This is a genomic window from Tranquillimonas rosea (assembly GCF_900111315.1).
GTDB classification, from domain to species: domain Bacteria; phylum Pseudomonadota; class Alphaproteobacteria; order Rhodobacterales; family Rhodobacteraceae; genus Tranquillimonas; species Tranquillimonas rosea.
Window position 1 is genome coordinate 82,307 of sequence record NZ_FOGU01000005.1, and the last position, 17,549, is coordinate 99,855.

Genomic DNA, 17,549 nt, shown 5'->3' on the forward strand with positions numbered 1-17,549 from the left:
GCGCCTTTCGGGATGAAAGCCCCTCCCCCGCGTGCTAGGTCGCATCCCATGAGCGCCATTCCCTCCAAGTCCGAGATCCTAAACTGGATCGCCGACAACCCCACCCTCACGGCCAAGCGCGACATCGCCAAGGCCTTCGGCATAAAGGGCGCCGCGCGGATCGACCTCAAGCGTGTGCTCAAGGAACTCGAGGAAGAGGGCCACCTGTCGAAGCGCGGCAAGACCTACCGCGACCCCGAAAAGCTGCCGCCGGTCAGCGTCTGCCAGGTCCTGGCACCCGATGGCGACGGCGACATCTACGCCCAGCCCCTCGAATGGCATGGCGAGGGGCCGGAACCGCGCATCCTGCTGGTCCTGCGGCACTCCGACCCCGCCGTCGGCGAAAACGACCGCATCCTTGCGCGGCTGACCGAGGTGTCTGGCGAGGACCACGCCTACGAGGGCCGCCTGATCCGCAAGATCGGCACCAATCCCCGCAAGGTGCTGGGCGTGTTCCGCAAGGAGACCGAGGGCGGGCGCATCGTCCCCATCGACAAGGGCGCCGACAAGGAATGGACCGTCCGCGCCGACGCGACCCACGGCGCGAAGGAAGGCGAGCTTGTCGAAGCCGAACAGGCCGGCCCGAAGGACCGGATGGGCCTGCCCCGCGCGCGCATTCTGCAACGGCTCGGGGATCCGTCGGCGCCGAAGGCCGTCTCTCTCATCGCGATCCACCAGCACGGCATCCCCGACGAGTTCCCCGACGAGGTGATCGCCGAGGCCGACCGGATGAAACCGGCGGGGCTGAAGGGACGCGAAGATCTGCGGGACATCCCGCTGATCACCATCGATCCCTCGGATGCCCGCGACCACGACGACGCCATCCATGCCGCGCCCGACGACGACCCGAACAACCCGGGCGGCCATGTCGTATGGGTCGCCATCGCCGACGTCGCCCACTATGTCCGCCCCGGCAGCGCGCTGGACCGCGAGGCGTGGAACCGCGGCAATTCCAGCTACTTCCCCGACCGCGTCGTGCCGATGCTGCCCGACCGGCTCTCGGGTGATCTCTGCTCTCTGCACGAGGGTGTGCCCCGCGCCGTCCTCGCCGTGCGCATGGTGCTGGATTCCGAGGGCAACAAGATTCGCCACCGCTTCGTCCGCGGACTGATGCGCTCGGCCGCCTCGCTGAGCTACGAGCAGGCGCAGGCCGCGGCCGACGGCTCCCCCGACGACAAGGCCGGGCCGCTGACCGAGGACGTGATCAAGCCGCTCTTCGCTGCGCATGCGGCGGCGAAGAAGGCGCGCGAGCAGCGGCAGCCGCTGGATCTCGAGCTGCCGGAACGAAAGATCGTCCTCAGCCCCGAGGGCCGCGTCACCTCGGTCGCGTTCCGCGACCGGATGGAGGCGCACAAGCTGATCGAGGAGTTCATGGTGATGGCCAACGTGGCCGCCGCCGAAGAGCTCTTCAAACGCCGCTACCCCCTGCTCTACCGGGTGCACGAGGAACCGGCCGCCGACAAGCTGGACGCGCTGCGCGAGGTCGCCCAGGCCTCGGGCTTCACGCTTGCCAAGGGCCAGGTCCTGCAGACGCGGCACCTCAATCACCTGCTGACCCAGGCGCAGAACACCGAGTTCGACGAGCTGGTGAACATGTCCACCCTGCGCTCGATGACGCAGGCCTACTACTACCCCGAGAACTACGGCCATTTCGGTCTGGCGCTGCGCAGCTACGCGCATTTCACCTCGCCGATCCGCCGCTATGCAGACCTCGTCGTCCACCGCGCGCTGATCTCGGCCCATGGCTGGGGCGACGACGGGCTGTCCGAGGCCGAGACCGAGCGGCTGGACGAGACGGCCAAGCACATCTCAGAGACCGAGCGTCGCTCGATGGCGGCGGAGCGCGACACCACCGACCGCTACCTCGCCGCCTACCTGTCGGACCGGATCGGGGCCGAGCTGAGCGGCCGGATCTCGGGCGTGCAGCGCTTCGGCGCCTTCGTCCGCCTCGACGAAACCGGAGCCGACGGCCTGATCCCCGTGCGCGCCCTCGGACGCGAGTTCTTCCACTTCGATGCCGACGCGCAGTCGCTGATGGGCTCCGATACCGGCCTGACAGTCGAGATCGGCCAGCGCGTGACGGTCAAGCTGGCCGAAGCTGTGCCGGTCACCGGCGGGCTGATTCTCGAACTCGTCGCGCTCGACGGCACGCGCGTCGCCCGCGGCCCGGGGCCGATGCGCGGGCGGGGGAAACCCAAGCCGAAACCGAAGGGCAAGAAGCCCAAGAGCACCGTCGAACGCGCGCGCAAACCGGCGCGCGAACACAAGAAGAGCGAAAAGACTGCCCGGAAGGTGACCCGCAAGCGAAAATGAGCCGGGGCGACAAATCGCGCGGCGACAAGTCGCCGCTTCAACGAAGGCGCGGTTTTCGCTACGGTTACGTCGAAGCAGTCAAAAGACCAACAGGCCGATCATGCGCAGTATCCGCGCTCTCACGCTCGTCTCTCTCATGGTGACGACAGCCGCCCCCGCGCTCGCGCAGGCGCCCGACGCCTCGCCCCGTCCCGCCGCCCGCGGAGAGCAGGCCGCGCCGGCGGTCAGCGACGTCTCAGAGGTCAGCCCGGAACCGGCACCCGAAGACGGGAACATGCGCCTCAGCACGATGAACCTCGATTTCCGCCGCTGGATCGACACGTTCCGCGGCCGCGCGCTGGCGCAGGGCGTCGATCCCGACACGTTCGACCAATCGTTCGAGGGTGTGCAGTACAATACCGACGTGATCCAGCGCGACAGGAACCAATCGGAATTCACCAAGACGATCTGGGAGTATCTCGACAGCGCCGTCTCTGAATCCCGCGTCGAGAACGGCCGTGCGGCGCTCGACGAATATGCGGATACCCTCGATGCGATCGAGGCGCGTTACGGCGTCGAGAAAGAGGTCGTGGCCGCGATCTGGGGGCTGGAGAGCGCCTATGGTAGCTACCGCGGCGATACCCCGATCATCGAGGCACTGGCGACCCTCGCCCATGACGGCCGCCGCGGCCGGTTCTTCGAGGCGCAGCTCGTGGCGGCCCTGAAGATCGTTCAGAACGGCGACACCGCACCGGGCAACATGACCGGCAGCTGGGCCGGCGCGATGGGCCACACCCAGTTCATCCCGACCTCGTACCTGACATACGCCGTGGATTTCACCGGCGACGGCAAACGGAACGTGTGGTCAGAGGATCCGACCGACGCGTTGGCCTCGACGGCCGCCTACCTCGCACGGTTCGGCTGGGAAACCGGCCAGCCCTGGGGTGTGGAGGTGCAGGTTCCCGACAGCTTCGACTACACTCTGGCCAGCCGCGACGTCACGCGGCAACCTTCGGAATGGGCCGAGATGGGGATCGTCGGCATGGACGGCCAGCCGGTAGAGGATCACGGCGAGGCGTCCGTCCTGCTGCCCGCGGGGGCCGAGGGCGCGGCCTTCCTCATCTTCGACAATTTCGGCGTGATCGAACGCTACAACACCGCCGATGCCTACGTCATCGGCGTCGGTCACCTGAGCGACCGGCTGGCCGGAGACGGCCCGCTCAAGGCCGAATGGCCACGCGACGACCGCTCCCTCACCTTCGCCGAGCGCAAGGAGATGCAGCGCCGCCTGACCGAGGAAGGCTTCGACACCAAGGGCGTCGACGGCAAGGTCGGCCCGCTGACGATCCGCGCAATCCGCGGGTTCCAGCGCTCGGCCGGCTTCGTCCCGGACGGCTACGCTTCCCTGACCCTGCTCGACCGCCTGCGCTAATCCAGCGGTGCGCCCTACGGGCGCACACGATTGTCCGCGGCCGCCTGCGCCGGCCGTTTCGCCTTCGGCGAGGATATTTTCAGGCAGAAGAAGCCCCCGGTCTCTTTGGTCCCGTCAAATATCCCGGCGTGCCGCCGCAGGCGGCGGGCCGAACCGCGCGGCGGCCAAGGGCCGGCGCCATGATCGCGTGCGCCCGAAGGGCGCGCCTTTCAGGTGAGGGCCGAGGCGCAGGCGAGGGCGCCGCCGGGGGCCGTCTCCCATGCATCGGAGCGGGTCACGCGCCGGACGGCGGCGAAGGGGCGGCCGAGAGGGGCACCGTGGGGCGGCGGGGCGGCGCCGGGTGTCAGTCGGGGCCGCAGGAAGGCGATCGGGTGGGCGCGGAGAGTCATGCGCATCGCGACGTAGTCCTCGACCACCTCCTCGCCCGGCGCCATGTCTGGCAACTGCGGCGCGGGTTCGACGATGGCCTCGCCGTCGAGGTCCCCCGCGAAGAGCGGCAGCGGACCGGTACCGGCGAAGGCCTTCGCCTCCCAGATCGCGCTGCGCCGGGGCAGGCCCGCGGCGGCGAAGGCGTCGGCCTCGGCCAGGACCAGGAGCGTGTCGGGCTCCACCCCCGCCTTGCGCCAGACATCGGCCACCGCCTGATAGCCGTTGCCGCGCGCCGCGGTGATCCAGGTCGCTTCATCCTCGGCCACGCCGCGAACCTGGCGAAAGCCCAGGCGCAGCGCCAACCCGCCCTCTCCGTCGGGCTCCATGCGATTGTCCCAGGCACTCGTGTTGATGCAGACGGGCCGGACCTCGACCCCGTGCGCGCGGGCGTCGCGCACGATCTGCGCCGGCGCGTAGAACCCCATCGGCTGGGCGTTCAGCAGGGCGCAGGCGAAGATGCCCGGATGGTGATACTTCAGCCAGGCCGAGGCGTAGACGAGCAGTGCGAAGCTGGCGGCGTGGCTTTCGGGGAACCCGTAGGAGCCGAACCCCTCGATCTGGGCAAAGCAGCGTTCGGCGAAGTCGCGGTCGTAGCCGTTGCGCCGCATCCCCGTCAGGAACCGGGTCCGGAATTCCGACACGCTGCCGTGCTTCTTGAAGGTCGCCAGCGCCCGGCGCAGGCGGTCGGCCTCGTCTGGGGTGAAGCCGGCGCCCAGGATGGCGATCTGCATCGCCTGCTCCTGGAACAATGGCACCCCCATCGTCTTGCCCAGCACGCGGCCGAGCGCGTCGGAGGGAAAGGTGACCTCTTCCTGCCGGTTCCGGCGACGCAGATAGGGATGCACCATGTCGCCCTGGATCGGACCGGGACGGATGATCGCCACCTCGATCACCAGGTCGTAGAAGGTGCGCGGCTGCATCCGGGGCAGGAAGTTCATCTGCGCCCGGCTCTCGACCTGGAAGACGCCCAGCGAGTCCGCCGCGCAGAGCATGTCGTAGACGTCCGGATCCTCCTGCGGCAGCGTCGCGAGATCGTAGACCGTGTCGTGGTGGCGCCGGACCAGGTCGAAGGCCTTGCGGATGCAGGTCAGCATTCCCAGCGCCAGCACGTCGACCTTCAGGATGCCGAGGCTGTCGATGTCGTCCTTGTCCCAGCAGATCACCGTGCGGTCGGCCATGCTCGCGTTCTCGACCGGCACCAGTTCGTCCAGCCGCCCCTCGGTGATGACGAAGCCGCCGACATGCTGGCTGAGATGGCGCGGGAAGCCCTGGATCTCGTAGATCAGCTCCATCGTGCGGACGAGGCGCGGATCGTCGGGGTCGAGCCCGATCTCGGTCATGCGCTGCCGTTCCAGCCCGTCGGCCCCGAAAAAGCCCCAGAGCTGCGAGGAAAGCGCCCCCAGCGTGTCCTCGCTGAGCCCCATCGCGCGGCCGACCTCGCGGATCGCGCGCTTGCCGCGATAGTGGATGACGGTGGCGCAGAGGCCCGCCCGCTCGCGCCCGTAACGGTGGTAGATGTGCTGGATCACCTCCTCGCGCCGCTCGTGCTCGAAGTCGACGTCGATGTCCGGCGGCTCGTCGCGGGCTTCCGAGACGAAGCGCTCGAACACCATGGTGCCGATCTCGGGCGAGACGCTGGTGATGCCGAGGCAGTAGCAGACCACCGAGTTCGCGGCGCTGCCCCGCCCCTGGCAGAGGATCTGCCGTGACCGGGCGAAGGCGACGATGTCGTTCACGGTCAGGAAATAGGGCGCGTAGTCGAGCTTGCCGATCAGCTCGAGCTCGTGCGTCAGAAGCCGGCGCACATCGTCGGGCGCCCCTTCGGGATACCGCCAGGCGAGGCCCGCATGGGCCAGCCGGTTCAGCCGCGCGATGGCGGTTTCCCCCTCGCCCACCTCGGAGGGATATTCATAGCACAGCTCGTCGAGCGAGAAGGTGCAGGCTTCGGCGACCGTGCGGGCCTGCTCCAGCGCCTGCGGAACGCCGGCAAAGAGGCGGGCCATTTCCGCCGGGTCGCGCAGGCGCCGCTCGCCGTTGGCGAGCGCGGCGCGGCCCAGCTCGTCGACCCGCTGGCCGGTGCGGATCGCGGTGAGCACGTCGGCCAGCCGGCGCCGCCCGCCGTGATGCATCATCGGCGCCGCGGCGGCGAGCACCGGCAGGTCCAGCGCCGCGGCCTGCCGCGCGAGCCGCGCGAAGCGGGGGGCGTCCTGCCCGTCGTAGCGGGGCGAGAGCACGAGGCTGACACGGCCGGGAAACCGCCGGGCCAGCCGCTCTGCCAGCACCCGCCAGCCATCGCCCCTGCGCTGGCGGCGGCGCCCGGCCGGGGGATGCACCAGCAGCTCGGCCCCGTCCCCCCAAGCCAGCAGATCGTCCAGGGACAGATCGCAGTCGCCCTTTTCGACCCGGCGGCGGCCCGTCGTCAGCAGACGGCAGAGCCGGCCCCAGGCCGCCCGGTCGCGCGGGATCATCGTCACCGGGCCGGCATCCCGCAGCACGATCCGCGCCGCCGGGATCAGCCGGGGGACGTTGCGGATGTCGGCCCCGCCGGGATGGGGCACGTCCGCCGGTCGCGGCGGACCGATGGGGTCGGCATCCGCCGCCGCGCGCAGGCGGACGAGGCGCGCGATCTCGCGGGCCCGCAGATGGGCCCGGACGATACCGGCGACGGAGTTGTCGTCGGCCACCGCCACCGCCGGCAAGCCCAGAAGCGCCGCCCGCTCGACGTATTCCTCGGGGTGGGAGGCGCCGGTCAGGAAAGTAAAATTCGACGTGATGCAGAGTTCGGGGGTCATGCCGCCAGTATATTCACGTTTTGTTCTCAGGTGGAGTCTGCAATTGCGAAATCCGCCGGGCCGGATCGTCGCGGACCCGGCCCGGCGGAACGCCCGTCACAACTGGCTGCGAAAGACCTCGAGCACCTGCGCGTAGACCGGCCGCTTGAACGGCACGATGCTGTCCAGCACTTCGTCCGGGCCGAGCCACGTCCATGCCGAGAACTCGGGATGCGCCGTCTCGATTCGGATGTCCGAATCGCGGCCTTCGAACCGCATCAGGAACCAGCGCTGGGTCTGGCCGCGGAACTTGCCGCCCCAGACCCGCCCGATCAGGTCGGGCGGCAGGTCGTATGAGATCCAGTCGGGATGCTCGGCCTCGACGGTGACGAGGTCCGGCATCACGCCGATCTCCTCGCCGAGTTCGCGCAGGGCGGCGTCGCGCGGGGTCTCGCCCGGATCGATCCCGCCCTGGGGCATCTGCCAGGCACCGGGCGTGTCGATCCGTTCGCCGGCGAACACCCGGCCGCCCGCGTCGGCGAGCATCACGCCGACGCAAGGACGGTAGGGCAGCGTCTCGGGGGCCACGGCCCGGTTGCCCTCCCGGCTCATTGCGCCGAGGCGGTTTCGAGCGCGGTCAGGCCCTTGAGGATGTCGATGGCATAGGCCAGCTGGTAATCCTCTTCGCGCAGCTTCGCGGCGTCCTCGGCTGCCTGCTGCTCGTCCAGAAGCTGACGCCGCTCGTCCTCGGACACCGAATCGTTGTCGAGCGCGCCGCGAAGGTCCGCCTCCGAGCGCGAGGGCCGCATCGGCGTGCTCTCTTCGTCCTCTTCGGTCGTGTCCTCGCCCGGCGCGGGCTGAGCCACCACGATGTCGGGCGAGACGCCGAGCGCCTGGATCGACCGGCCCGAGGGCGTGTAGTAGCGCGCGGTGGTCAGGCGCATCGCGCCGTCGCCCCTGAGCGGCATCACCGTCTGGACCGAACCCTTGCCGAAGGACTTGGTGCCCACGACGATCGCCCGGCGGTGGTCCTGAAGCGCGCCGGCGACGATCTCGGACGCGGAGGCCGAGCCGCCGTTGATCAGCACGACCATCGGCTTGCCCTCGGCCAGGTCGCCCTCGCTCGCGTTGTAGCGATCGCTGTCCTCGGGGTCGCGGCTGCGGGTCGAGACGATCTCGCCCTCGTTCAGGAACGCGTCCGACACCTTGATCGCCTGGGTCAGCAGGCCGCCCGGATTGTTCCGCAGGTCCAGCACGAAGCCGTTGACGTTCTCGATGCCGCCGGCGGCCTCGATCTGTTCGTTGAGACCCTCTTCGAGGTTCGGGAAGGTCTGGTCGTTGAACGTGGTCACCCGCAGCACGACGGTGTCGCCCTCGATCCGGGTGCGCACCGCCTCAAGCGTGATCGTGTCGCGGACGATGGTGACGTCGAACGGTTCCTCGCGGCCCTCGCGGACCACGGTGATGACAATCTCCGAGCCGACCGGCCCGCGCATCATCTCGACCGCCTCGTCCAGCGTCAGGCCCAGCACCGATTCCCCGTCGACATGGGTGATGTAATCGCCCGCCTCGACGCCCGCATTGTCCGCCGGGGTGCCGTCGATCGGCGAGACGACCTTCACGAAGCCCTCTTCCTGGGTGACCTCGATGCCGAGCCCGCCGAACTCGCCGCGGGTCTGGACGCGCATGTCCTCGGCGTCGTCCGGCGAGAGATAGCTGGAATGGGGATCGAGGGAGGTGAGCATGCCGTCGATGGCGGCCTCGATGAGCTCACCCTCTTCGACCTCTTCGACATATTGCGCGCGGATGCGCTCGAAGATGTCGCCGAACAGGTCGAGCTGTTCGTAGACGCTCGCGCTGTTCTCTTTCTCCTGCGCGAGCAGCGGGCCCGCGACCTGCGTGGTCAGCGCGATGCCGGCGAGAATGCCCCCGGCGGCTGCGATGGCGAATTTCCTCATGTGGCGTCCTAGTCCTCTGTGCGTCTGAACCACTCGGCCGGGTCGAGGGGCGTGTCGCCCTGCCTCAGCTCGATATAAAGCGTGTCGATGCGGCCCTGACCAGCCTCATCGCCGCTGTCGCGCGGGATCGCCGCGCGACCCGGGTCGCCGACCAGACCGACGGGAGCGCCCGCCGGCAGCACCTGCCCGGTCTCACCATAAACCTCCCTAAGCCCGGCGAAGACCATGAGATACCCCGCCGTGGGCTCCAGAACGATCACGTTTCCGTAGTCGAGAAGCGGCCCGCGGTACCTGACAGTCGCCGGCCAGGGCGTCGTGACCAGGGCGCCGGGGGTCGTGGCCAGCAGCCATCCGGGCCGCTGTACGCCGGCGGCGTCGGCCTCGTCGAAGGCGCGCAGCAGGTTGCCCTCGACCGGCAGCGCAAGATCGCCCTGGGCGGCGGCAAAGTCGGGGATGGCGGGCGCCTCGGGATCGGCGGGCAGTTCGCTCAGCCCCTCGGCGAAGCCCGCCAGCGTCTCGGTGCCGGCGATGATATTGCGCATGGTGCCTTCGTCCTCGACCACGCGCCGCGGCAGATCCGTTCGCTCGGACACCGCGCGGCTGAGCTCCACCCGCGCCTCCTGCAGCGTGCGCAGCCCCGCCTCGAGATCCTCGCTGGCGTCCTCCTGCAGCCGCCGCAGCGCCGCGATTTCCTCCAGCCGTCCACGCAGCCGGTCGATTTCGGACTGCAGCGCCGGAGTGACGTCGCTCATCATCATGCCGGAGCGCGCGGTGCCGACCGGCCCCGAAGGATGCAGCAGAAGCGTCGCCTCGGGCGCCGTCTGCATCGTCTGGAGCGCGCCGACCAGCTGCGACAACCGCCCGCTTTCCGCATCGAACACCGCGCGGATCGAGGCTTCGCGCAGCGAGGCACGCCGCAGGCCCTCCCGCAGCGAAGCGAGGCCGGATTCGTAGGCGCGAATGGCTTCGGTCAGGGCGGCGACACGGTTTTGCGCGCCTTCCGCGCGGGCCAGCTCCACCGCGGCGGCGTCCAGCGCGTCGGCGGCCCTTCGCGCGGCGGCACCGGGATCGGTCTGCGCCGCCAGGGGCCCTGCGATGAACAGGGCAAGGCAGGCCGCCAGTCGCCTCATTCCCGGATCAGGCTCTCGCCGGTCATCTCGTCGGGCTGTTCCAGCTTCATCAGCGCCAGCAGCGTCGGCGCAAGGTCGGCCAGCCGGCCATCCGCCAGCGTCGCCCCCTCGGGTCCGCCATAAAGCGCCACCGGCACGTGATTGAGGGTATGGGACGTGTGCGGCCCCCCGGTCTCGGGGTCGACCATGGTCTCGCAATTGCCGTGGTCCGCGGTGACGATCATCGCGCCGCCCGCGGCCTCCAGCGCCTCGACCACGCGGCCTAGGCCGTGGTCCACCGCCTCGCAGGCGGCGATGGCGGCATCGAGATCGCCGGTATGGCCCACCATATCCGGGTTTGCGTAGTTGCAGACGATCAGGTCATAGCCCTTCTCGATCGCCTCGACGAAGCGGTCGGTGACCTCGGCCGCCGACATCTCGGGCTGCAGGTCGTAGGTGGCCACCTTCGGCGAGTTCGGCATCGCCCGGTCCTCGCCCGTCTCGGGGGTTTCCTTACCGCCGTTCAGAAAGAACGTGACATGGGGATACTTCTCGGTCTCGGCCACGCGGAACTGCGTCCGATCGTGCTTGGCCACCCATTCGCCCAGGGTGTTCACCAGCTTGCGCTTCGGAAACACCGTCTTGAAGTAGGCGTTGTGGGCGTCGGAGTATTCGACCATCCCCAGAAGCGAGGACCAGCGCGGCCGCCCCGACACATCGAAGCCGTCGAAATCCGGGGCGCCGATCGCCTGGAGTATCTCGCGCGCCCGGTCGGCGCGGAAATTCAGGCAGAAGAAGCCGTCACCATCCTTTGCCCCATCGTAGCCACCGATCACCGTGGCCGGGATGAATTCGTCCGTCTTGCCGGCCTCCCACGACCGGGTCACGGCGGCCCCGGCCGACTCGGCGCTGTCGCCCTTGCCGCGCACCATCGCGTCATAGGCCGTCTGGACCCGCTCCCAGCGCTTGTCGCGATCCATGGCGTAATAGCGGCCCGTGACGGTGACGATCTCGGCCCCGTCGGGCAGCTTGCGCTGCAACTCGGCCACGAAGCTGTCCGCCGATTTCGGCGCAACGTCGCGGCCGTCGGTGACGGCGTGGATCGCCACCGGTACGCCCGCATTGGTGATCGTCTTGGCCGCGGCGACGATATGGTCGAGATGGCCGTGCACGCCGCCGTCCGACACGACGCCCATCAGGTGCGCCGTGCCCCCGCTGTCCCAGAGGTCCGAGATGAAGGTCCGGATCGAGGCGTTGTCGAAGAAGCTGCCATCCTCGATCGCCAGGTCGATCTGACCCAGGTCCATAGCCACGATCCGGCCGGCGCCGATATTGGTGTGGCCGACCTCGGAATTGCCCATCTGGCCCGAGGGCAGGCCGACGTCGGGCCCGTGCGTCACCAGCTGCGCCGTCGGGCAGGTCGACATCAGCGTGTCGAAGGTGGGCGTGTTCGCCAGGGCGGGGGCGTTCGCCTCTGTCTCGTCCCTGAGACCCCAGCCGTCGAGGATGCAGAGAACGACGGGTTTGGGTGTGCTCATGACTACCTCCGATTGCCGCGCGCCGCGATGCTAGCGCAGCGTCCCGGGAACGTAAAATGCCCCCCTAGGCCCGGTGATAGGGCGTGCCGGAAAGAATGGAAACCGCACGATACAGCTGTTCGGCCAGCATCGCCCGCACCAGCATGTGCGGCCAGACCATCTTGCCGAAGGACAGGAGCTGGTCGGCGCTGTCGCGCAGCGCCGGGTCGATCCCGTCGGCGCCGCCGATGACGAAGGTGGCATCCTGGCGACCGGAATCGCGCCAGTCCCGCAGAAGTTCGGAGAAGTCGGGCGAGGACATGGTCCGACCGCGTTCGTCCAGGGCGCAGACCAGCGATCCGTCGGGAATGGCCCGGCGCAGCAGCGCCGCTTCGCCGGCCATTCCGCCGCCCTTGCGGTCGTCCACCTCGTGCAGGATCACGGGGCCCAGCGACAAGGGACGCCCGGCCCGGTCGACACGGGTGGTGTAGTCATTCACCAGCGAGGCTTCGGGCGCCGTCTTCATGCGCCCGACCGCGCAGATGTGCAGCCGCATCAGTTGCGCTGCGCGCTCGCCTGATCGGCCGGGCTCTGCCACATCTTCTCGATCTGGTAGAACTCCCGCACCTCGGGACGGAAGACGTGGACGATCACGTCGCCCGAGTCGATCAGGACCCAGTCGCCGGCATCCTTGCCCTCGATCTTGCAGAGCCGGCCGTGCTCACGCTTGAGCCGGTCGACGACGTGCTCCGACATCGAGCTGACCTGACGCGACGAACGGCCCGACGCGATCACCATGTAATCGGCCATCTCGGACTTGCCGCGCAGGTCGACCTGCACCACGTCCTCGGCCTTGTCGTCTTCCAATGATGTCAGGATGTGCTGCAGAAGCTCTTCGCTCGACAGCGTGTGGCTCGGGGCAGTCATGCCCGCGTCCAGTGCGGCGGTGTTGTCGGCCGCGTGCGATGAAAGAGACAGGACATCGTCCTCCTTCGTTGCGCGCCGAAAGCGCCCCGGCGCAGGGCATATCGTTAAGATAGCAACGCCACGGGCTTTTCTCAATGGATCTCGCAGCGTCCGTGACGCTACATCAGCGGCCGCGGCTCGGGAAGCTCAGGGTCGGTTTCCGCGATCTCGGCCAGCGTCTCCAGCTCCATCACGTGAATACGACCGTCCCGCCACGATGCGAGCTGCCGGTCGCGCAGCTTGGCCAGCGTCTTGTTCGTGTGCACCAGTGACAGTCCCAGCGCATCCGCCAGATCCTGTTGGCGATAGGGAAACGGAAACGACGATTTCTCGACCATTCCCAGCGCCTTGGCCCGCATGAACAGTCGCACCACCGCCCAGCACAACCGTTCCAGCGCCGTGCGTTGCCCGACCGTCGCCAGCGCGTCGCCGAGGAAATGCTCTTCGGTGGCGGCGATCCAGGTCAGGTCGAAGGCCCGTCTCGGGTGATTCTTGAAAAGGTTGAAGACATCCGCCCGATTGAACACGCACAGGGTCATCCGCGTCGTCGCCTCGACGGAGTGCTGCATCTCGCGCATGATCCCGGCCTGCAGTCCCAGGAAATCTCCGGGGAGCACGAAGTTTATGATCTGGCGGCGCCCATTCTGCAGCGTCTTGTAGCGAAGTCCCTGGCCCCGCAGCACGGTAAACAGCTGCGGGCTGTTCGAACCTTCGAGCAGAAGCGTCGCGCCGGGCTCGACCGTCAGTTCACCGGACTTGAACCGTTCCATGACCCGGATTTCGTCGTCGGTGCAGCTCTCGAACTGATCGAGTTTGTGGAGCGGACAGGCCCTGCAGCGCGTCGACATTTTTTACCCTCATGTATGTCACAGATTAATGCAGGCTTCCGCAGCTTGTTCCAGAACGGCACCATGAAAGGTGAATCACAGCTTGGGGTCACCCCCGAGGTAGAAGGCATGCATGCCGAGCACCTGACATTCCTCGTCGTGGAACGCGACGTGCTGGTTGCAGACGATCTGGTCGAATCGCTGTCGGAATTCCATCCCGACAGCACGCTGATTGTGTGTCGCAGCATAGAGGATGCGCAGGAACGGCTAGAGGCCGGCCTGGTCGTGGACCTGGCCGTCATCGGGGTACGTTCGCGTGACGGCGACGTCGAGCGCCTGTTGGCGCAGCTCGATGGTATCTCGGCCCGGCGCATCATGATGTCAGACAAGCTCGACAACGAGATCGAGGGCCGGCAGGTGACGATCACCCGGCCCTTCGTCACTTCGACCCTGAGGGCGGCGCTCGAGCGCCTGCTCGGCACCCCCGGCCCGGTCGCCTGACGCGACCCGGAGCGCCAAAGCGCCGATCTTCCAAAATGCTGCGGACCCGCGATGCTCGGTGCGCGTTCCCATCCTGCTGATGGATGCGGCGTGCCAGAGCAGGCGAGGCAACATGTTGATTTGGGCGGTCATTCTGTTGATCTGTGCGTTGCTCGCGGGCCTCGTCGGCTTTGGCGGCACGGCCACCGCATTCGCCGGCATGGCCCAGATCGTGTTCATGGTGTGCATCGCATTGTTTGCGATCGTGATGATCGTCGTCATCGTAAAGCGCCGGTAGGGCGCGGGCGGGCGGCGCGTCGAAACACACCGCCCGGCAGGGTGGCTCAGGCCACGAGGGTCTCTGTCGAGGCGAAGAACATTGCCTGGCTCACCGCCGAACGGACCTGCTCTTCGCTGTAGGGCTTCGAGATGAGGAACGCCGGCTCGGGCCGGTCGCCGGTCAGCAGACGTTCCGGGAACGCCGTGATGAAGATGACCGGTATGTCACCGAACTGCTGCAGAAGATCGTTCACGGCGTCGATGCCCGACGAATTGTCCGCCAGCTGGATGTCCGCAAGGATCAGATCGGGCCGGTCCTTTGCGCCCAGTTCGACGGCCGCCGCGCGGGTCCGTGCGATGCCGGTGATCGTGTGGCCCATCTCGTCGACGATCGAATGGATGTCCATCGCGATGATCGCCTCGTCCTCGATGATCATCACCTTGCCGGTCATCGAGCGCTCCATCTCGGAGATCGCGATATGCACGAGGTTCTCGGCCTCGCCCTCCTCAATCTCCATGATCTGCGCGACCTCGGCGAAGGTGAACCCCTCGATCGTGTTCAGCAGCAGGGCCTCGCGGCTGTTCGATGTCAGCCCGGCCATATGATCCAGAGCCTTCTGTTCCAGCCCGGCGCTTTCGCTCTCGGACGTGGCGGTCGGGGCCCCTGCGGTGGACCAGATCATGTGAAACGCATGGAAGAGCGCTGTCTTGGGGCTAAGTTCCTCGGAGAAGATCGACCTGTCCTGAAGAATGGCTTCCAGAGTGGCAGCGGCATAGCGATCGCCGGTTTCCTGACTGCCCGTCAGCGCACGCGCGTAACGGCGCAGATACGGAAGCTCTCCGGCAATGCTTTCCGAAAAACCGCCGGCGCCGGTCGTCGTATTCATGTTCCGTGTCCTAGAAATTGTTATGCGTCCAGGGAACCGAACGCGATCAAGGCAGGTTGGTTCCCGTTCGGACTTGAAATAGATCTATTGGACCTGGGCCACGAATGGGCGAAAGACAGAAGACCTCATCCGCCATGAGGCAGATCGACGAGAACCTGAAACGCGTCTACAAGGACGTGGAAGAAGGGGAGATCCCCGACCGGTTCAAGGACCTGCTGGACCGGCTGAAAGAGCAGGACTCCAATGAAAAGTAACGACGACCCGCGGGAAGAGCTGGTCGAGCACCTGCCGGCGCTGCGCGCATTCGCCATGTCCCTGACACGAAACTCGGCGGCTGCTGACGATCTCGTCCAGGACACGATCGAGAAGGCGTGGAAGAACCTCGACAAGTTCCAGGCAGGGACGAACCTTCGCGCCTGGCTGTTCACGATCCAGCGTAACGCGTTCTATTCGTCGCGCCGCAAGGCCAAGCGCGAGGTCGAGGATATCGACGGAGTCATGGCTGCCGGGCTGTCCGAGAAGCCGCACCACGACGGCCGTCTCGCGATGCAGGATTTCCGCGAAGCCTTCGAACTGCTGCCGGACGAACAGCGCGAGGCGCTGGTGCTCGTCGGCGCGTCGGGCTTTTCCTACGAGGAAGCGGCAGAGATGTGCGGCTGCGCGATCGGCACGATCAAGAGTCGGGCCAACCGGGGCCGCCGCCGCCTGGCCGAAATCCTCGGGCTGGCCGATGGCGAGGATCCGGTCATCTCGGATGCCACGAATTCGTCCGTAATGGCGTCCAGTAACGGCCAGGGGTAGCGACATGGTCCCCGGCGGGCGTGGAATCGGACGGCTCGACCGTCTCGATATACGGCTGGTTCTTGTGCTGGGACTGGCCCTTCTTCCCGTCGGCCTGATCGCGGTGGTCCAGACCTATCGCATCATCGACCTCGCCGAGAACCAGTTCCGCGCCGCGCTCGTCGGCGAAACGCTGAGCGCCGCCCGCTCGGAGCGCGACATCCTGCTGCGCGAGATCGGCGCCTCCCGCGCCCTCGTCCCGATCGTCGAGAACGATCTGGATTCGCCGGACCAGTGCTCTTCGGTGCTCACCGACCTCGTGCAGCGGAGCGAGAACATCGCCTTCGCCGGCGTCATCGACACCGACGGCAGCGTGTTCTGCGGCTCGGAGGGGCTTGGTGCCAGCGTGGCGGACAGCCCGCTGTTCACCTCGTACATGGAGGACCCGCGCGAGCAGGTGGTCTTCACGCCGCGCGCCGGCGTGAGCGGGACCACGGGCCTCGTCATCCGGCAGCCGCTGCGGAGCGAGGACGACTCGGTCTTCGGCTATCTCGCGTTGACCGTCCCGGTCGAAGCCTTCGACCTGCGCCCGCCGGAAACCAATGTCGCCGTGGCCGAGGACATCCTCACGGTGAACCAGGACGGCGAGATCCTGACCTCCTTCGCCGGACCCGACGGGCTCGAGGATCGCCTGCCCCGCGACCGCGCCCTGCCCGCCTTGATGGGTCCCGAGCGACTGACCTTCGAGACGACCGACCAGATCGGGCGCGAGCGGGTCTATACCGTCGTGCCGCTGCTGGACGGCGTCGCCTACGTCATGGGCATCTGGCAGCCCCAGTCGGTCTGGCCCATCGCCGCGACTGCCGCATCTGCGACGATCTTCCCGCTGCTGATGTGGCTTGCCAGCCTTGCCGTCGCCTATTTCGCCGTGCACCGATTGGTGGTGCGGCACATCCGGGCGCTCCGTCGCCGGATCCGCGCCTTCACGATGACGCGCAAGCTGATCCCTGACGCCGACGACAGCAGCATGCCCGCCGAGTTGCGCGAAGTGAACGCCGCGTTCCAGAGCATGACCGAGCGTATCGTGCGCGACGAGGCCGACCAGGAGAACTCGATCCACGAGAAGGACGTGCTGCTGAAGGAGGTCCACCACCGGGTGAAGAACAACCTCCAGCTCATCGCGTCGATCACGAACATGCAGATCCGCAAGTCTCCGAACGTCGAGACGCGGTTCATCCTCAAACGCCTGCAGGACCGCGTGATGGGGCTGGCGACGATCCACCGGAACCTCTACGCCACCGGCGCGCTGTCCGAGATCGGGGTCGACAGCCTGCTTCTGGACCTGACGCAGCAACTGACGGCGGCGAGCCATCTGGGCGAAGACCAGGTCGCCGTTACCACCGACATCCGCCCGCTGACGCTCTATCCCGACCAGGCGGTGCCGCTTGCGCTGCTCCTGACCGAGGCGCTGACCAACGCGGTCAAGTATCTCGGCCGGCCGCAGGACGGCAGCACACCATGGATTTCGATCCACCTGATCACCCACGACGATGGCGAGATCGAGCTCTGCGTCGCAAACTCGACCGGCGATCCGGTCAGTGACAGCGATCCGGTCGCGGTGTCCGGCCTTGGCAGCCAGCTGATCGCGGCGTTCACCCTTCAGCTGGGTGGAAACGATACTTCACATGACGCACCGGACAGACACGAAATCCGAATTACGTTCCGCCCTTCGGACTTCTCTGCTGAAATAGCCTGAGTCCTCTGCGCGAACGTCAAAAGGAGC

The 17,549-nt window shown here is 67.6% G+C and carries 16 protein-coding genes; 7 read left to right on the forward strand and 9 right to left on the reverse strand.

Going from position 1 to position 17,549, the window contains the following annotated elements:
- Window positions 1-48: 48 nt before the first annotated feature.
- Both rnr and BMZ25_RS09630 read left to right on the forward strand, forming a co-directional pair.
- Window positions 49-2,352 (forward strand): ribonuclease R, encoded by a 2,304-nt coding sequence (gene rnr / locus BMZ25_RS09625; protein WP_092692799.1) that lies wholly within the window; start codon window positions 49-51, stop codon window positions 2,350-2,352.
- 100 nt (window positions 2,353-2,452) lie between these two features.
- Window positions 2,453-3,763 carry a lytic murein transglycosylase gene (locus BMZ25_RS09630; RefSeq protein WP_092692805.1) on the forward strand — a complete coding sequence of 437 codons (1,311 nt, stop codon included), beginning with the start codon at window positions 2,453-2,455 and terminating at the stop codon, window positions 3,761-3,763.
- A 209-nt stretch (window positions 3,764-3,972) separates the two neighbouring features.
- On the opposite strand, the gene BMZ25_RS09635 is transcribed toward BMZ25_RS09630, so the two are convergent.
- From BMZ25_RS09635 to BMZ25_RS09670, 8 genes are all read right to left on the reverse strand, one after another.
- Complete coding sequence (locus BMZ25_RS09635) at window positions 3,973-6,984, reverse strand: error-prone DNA polymerase (RefSeq protein WP_092692810.1); 3,012 nt, start codon at window positions 6,982-6,984, stop codon at window positions 3,973-3,975.
- Window positions 6,985-7,080: 96 nt separating this feature from the next.
- A complete protein-coding gene (locus BMZ25_RS09640; protein WP_092692813.1) occupies window positions 7,081-7,575 on the reverse strand; it encodes an RNA pyrophosphohydrolase in 495 nt (164 codons plus the stop codon).
- Window positions 7,572-8,921 carry a S41 family peptidase gene (locus BMZ25_RS09645; RefSeq protein WP_092692816.1) on the reverse strand — a complete coding sequence of 450 codons (1,350 nt, stop codon included), beginning with the start codon at window positions 8,919-8,921 and terminating at the stop codon, window positions 7,572-7,574. Before BMZ25_RS09645 ends, BMZ25_RS09640 begins: the two co-directional genes overlap by 4 nt.
- An 8-nt stretch (window positions 8,922-8,929) precedes the next feature.
- Complete coding sequence (locus tag BMZ25_RS09650; protein ID WP_092692819.1) at window positions 8,930-10,051, reverse strand: murein hydrolase activator EnvC family protein; 1,122 nt, start codon at window positions 10,049-10,051, stop codon at window positions 8,930-8,932.
- A complete protein-coding gene (gene gpmI, locus BMZ25_RS09655) occupies window positions 10,048-11,568 on the reverse strand; it encodes a 2,3-bisphosphoglycerate-independent phosphoglycerate mutase (protein WP_092692822.1) in 1,521 nt (506 codons plus the stop codon). The genes BMZ25_RS09650 and gpmI overlap by 4 nt, the downstream gene beginning before the upstream one ends.
- 64 nt (window positions 11,569-11,632) lie before the next feature.
- Window positions 11,633-12,103 (reverse strand): 23S rRNA (pseudouridine(1915)-N(3))-methyltransferase RlmH, encoded by a 471-nt coding sequence (gene rlmH / locus BMZ25_RS09660; protein ID WP_092692825.1) that lies wholly within the window; start codon window positions 12,101-12,103, stop codon window positions 11,633-11,635.
- On the reverse strand, window positions 12,103-12,474 hold the full coding sequence (gene rsfS / locus BMZ25_RS09665; protein WP_092692831.1) for a ribosome silencing factor: 372 nt from the start codon (window positions 12,472-12,474) through the stop codon (window positions 12,103-12,105). Before rsfS ends, rlmH begins: the two co-directional genes overlap by 1 nt.
- 158 nt (window positions 12,475-12,632) lie before the next feature.
- A complete protein-coding gene (locus BMZ25_RS09670) occupies window positions 12,633-13,361 on the reverse strand; it encodes a Crp/Fnr family transcriptional regulator (RefSeq protein WP_092692834.1) in 729 nt (242 codons plus the stop codon).
- Between the two features lie 63 nt (window positions 13,362-13,424).
- Here BMZ25_RS09670 and BMZ25_RS09675 point away from each other — a divergent pair, with 63 nt between their 5' ends.
- Together BMZ25_RS09675 and BMZ25_RS09680 are read left to right on the forward strand one after the other, a co-directional pair.
- Entirely contained in the window at window positions 13,425-13,841 is a 417-nt protein-coding gene (locus BMZ25_RS09675) for a response regulator (protein ID WP_143071516.1), read from the forward strand.
- Window positions 13,842-13,899: 58 nt separating this feature from the next.
- Window positions 13,900-14,118: a DUF1328 domain-containing protein gene (locus BMZ25_RS09680; RefSeq protein ID WP_328586848.1), complete on the forward strand. Its 219-nt coding sequence runs from the start codon at window positions 13,900-13,902 to the stop codon at window positions 14,116-14,118.
- Between the two features lie 46 nt (window positions 14,119-14,164).
- Here the strand turns inward: BMZ25_RS09680 and BMZ25_RS09685 are convergent, their stop codons facing one another.
- The gene (locus tag BMZ25_RS09685) at window positions 14,165-14,986 is read right to left on the reverse strand and encodes a response regulator (RefSeq protein WP_092692840.1); all 822 of its coding nucleotides are present in this window, start codon (window positions 14,984-14,986) and stop codon (window positions 14,165-14,167) included.
- A 134-nt stretch (window positions 14,987-15,120) separates the two neighbouring features.
- On the opposite strand from BMZ25_RS09685, the gene BMZ25_RS09690 reads away from it, so the two are divergent.
- The 3 genes from BMZ25_RS09690 to BMZ25_RS09700 are packed head-to-tail and all read left to right on the forward strand — an operon-like array spanning window position 15,121 to window position 17,522.
- Complete coding sequence (locus BMZ25_RS09690; RefSeq protein WP_092692842.1) at window positions 15,121-15,240, forward strand: NepR family anti-sigma factor; 120 nt, start codon at window positions 15,121-15,123, stop codon at window positions 15,238-15,240.
- Entirely contained in the window at window positions 15,230-15,787 is a 558-nt protein-coding gene (locus BMZ25_RS09695) for an RNA polymerase sigma factor (protein WP_092692845.1), read from the forward strand. Before BMZ25_RS09690 ends, BMZ25_RS09695 begins: the two co-directional genes overlap by 11 nt.
- 4 nt (window positions 15,788-15,791) lie before the next feature.
- The gene (locus BMZ25_RS09700) at window positions 15,792-17,522 is read left to right on the forward strand and encodes a sensor histidine kinase (RefSeq protein ID WP_092692850.1); all 1,731 of its coding nucleotides are present in this window, start codon (window positions 15,792-15,794) and stop codon (window positions 17,520-17,522) included.
- The last annotated feature ends 27 nt before the right edge of the window (window positions 17,523-17,549 follow it).